The organism is Bacillus sp. SIMBA_026 (assembly GCF_046535335.1).
Taxonomy (GTDB): domain Bacteria; phylum Bacillota; class Bacilli; order Bacillales; family Bacillaceae; genus Bacillus; species Bacillus velezensis.
This window is the reverse complement of record NZ_JAWRWX010000492.1, coordinates 1-234: the sequence shown is the minus strand read 5'-3', so window position 1 is coordinate 234 and position 234 is coordinate 1. Positions and strand designations below refer to the sequence as shown.

At 68.8% G+C, this 234-nt stretch carries 1 protein-coding gene; it reads left to right on the top strand.

The features are described from left to right. Positions 1 to 234 (top strand): FAD/NAD(P)-binding protein (locus SB847_RS22295; RefSeq protein WP_410578950.1); only part of this gene is annotated, 234 nt, incomplete at both ends.

Here is a 234-nt window from a genome sequence, read left to right as displayed (position 1 = left end):
ATCACGGTGTTCGACGCCGGCGAATGCGGGCAGGGCGCGCATCCGTCGAGCCAGCCGGATCACTTGATGATCAACACCGTCGCGTCGCAAGTGACGATGTTCGCGCCGTCGAGCGAGCTGGGCCGGCACGGCGCGCCGTCGCTCGTCGAATGGGCGCATGACAGCGGATATCGCTACGTCGACGGCGCGTTCCGGAGGGCGTCGGTCGATGCGGGCCGCCCGCTCAATGAGGCC